The organism is Parabacteroides caecihominis (assembly GCF_023656785.1).
Taxonomy (GTDB): domain Bacteria; phylum Bacteroidota; class Bacteroidia; order Bacteroidales; family Tannerellaceae; genus Parabacteroides; species Parabacteroides segnis.
In genome coordinates this window covers 1-1,516 of record NZ_JAMOKS010000087.1, presented here as the reverse complement: position 1 = coordinate 1,516, position 1,516 = coordinate 1, and the positions used below count along the sequence as shown (strand labels likewise).

Sequence of the window (1,516 nt, the reverse complement as noted above, 5' to 3'; positions counted from 1 at the left end):
TGACACACCCCCTGCCCCCTCTCGAGAGGGGAAAGGGTACTTTCAGATGCTATGTCGTTGTGCTCCAGGCGGATTTCGTTCAGGGTCGTTTGGCCGATGATGGCGGGGACGATGCGGCTACGGCCGTCGAGGTTGCCCCAGCTGACCAGGGTGTAGGTGCCCGGGGGGACGACCAGTTCGTGGGCGAGAAGGCTGTCGCCAGCCAATTGCTCGACCTGGCGGAGGATGCCGGAGGCGTCGAAGAGGTATTCGTCCATGGTGTCGACGTAGTCCGGGAGTTCGTTGGCGGTGCCGGTGAAGACGTACCAGTATTCCAGGCGGGCGGTGTAGTCGCAGTCGGGGAGCTCGGCGTCGAGGTCGCAACTATTAGTGGCGATGGCCACTAATAGCAATATGCCAATGTGCCAATATGCCAATAAAGAGAGATGTCTTTTCATAAGGAGTCCTCCTTTCTGATAATCAACTCCAACATGACCTGGCGGTTGATGGCGGCGCGGGGGTCGGTTTTTACGTCTTCGCGGTCGAGGTAATGGCGGGCGGTCTCAATGTCGCCCAAAAGGAGGCTGGCGGCTGCGGCGTTGATTTGGGCAACGAGGCTGTCGGGGTAGGTTTCGGCGGCGATTACGTAGACTTCGCGGTGTTGCTCCGTGGCGGGCGGGTAGTAACGGGCGACGCGGTACATCTCCGGGAGGGTGAGCCGTTCGGGATGCGAGTACAACAGGCGGGCGGCTTCGGCGTCGCTGACCGGGGCCGATTCGTAACTGAGGCGCAGTTCCACACGGCGCAGGTAGGGGAAGAAGTCGCGCAGCAGTTCGCCGTAGACGCGGCCGTCTTCCAGTTGCATCAGGTAGGTTTCGCGGCCTTCGAAAATGCCGTAGTTGTCGATGATGAAACAGACTGCTTTTGCATAGGGTTTGCCGGAGACCGACACCATGCGGCGCAGTTCTTCCCAGTCTTCCGCCACGCTGCCGCAGATCACCGGGCAGCCTTCCGGCAGGTAGCGGCGGCTGATGTAGGTGCGGAACTCTTCGGCACGCTGGCGCGACAGTGTCTCGTTATGCTGGTAGGAACCTTCGGGCGAGGCGTAGCCGGTGACCAGCACCTGCCGGAACTGCGAGATGCCGGATGCCTTCAGGCGGCGGAACAGGCTGTCGGCATAGGCGAGTTCTTCCGGGTTCTTCCCGAAGTCAGGCTCCACGCGGACACTGCCCTGGCGGTAGTCGAGGTAGGCTACCAGCGTCTCGGTGCGCAGGCGGCCGGGTTCTTCTTCGGGGATCAGGAAACGGATTTCCTTATTATAGCGGTTGTAGATCGCGGCAGCCTCGGCAGTGGGTTCGCCGGCTATCTTTACACAGGGCGGGACGAGCGCCAGGTCGGCGGTCAGTACCTCGTCGGCAAGCACCTCTCCCCGGCAACAGTCGCGGCTGATCTGGCGGAGCGACAATCCGGCGTTGCGCATCCAGGAGGTGTAAGGCACGCGGACGGTATAGTCGATCTCGTGGCGGCTTCCTTTTTT

Annotated in this window: 2 protein-coding genes; both read right to left on the bottom strand. The window is 61.5% G+C overall.

What is annotated here, in order from left to right; translation table 11 throughout:
• A partial coding sequence (locus tag NBH14_RS28600) for a FimB/Mfa2 family fimbrial subunit (RefSeq protein WP_250818015.1) occupies positions 1-437 on the bottom strand: 437 nt, incomplete at its 3' end.
• Positions 434-1,516 (bottom strand): OmpA family protein (locus NBH14_RS28595; protein WP_494546204.1); only part of this gene is annotated, 1,083 nt, incomplete at its 5' end. The genes NBH14_RS28600 and NBH14_RS28595, both read right to left, overlap by 4 nt.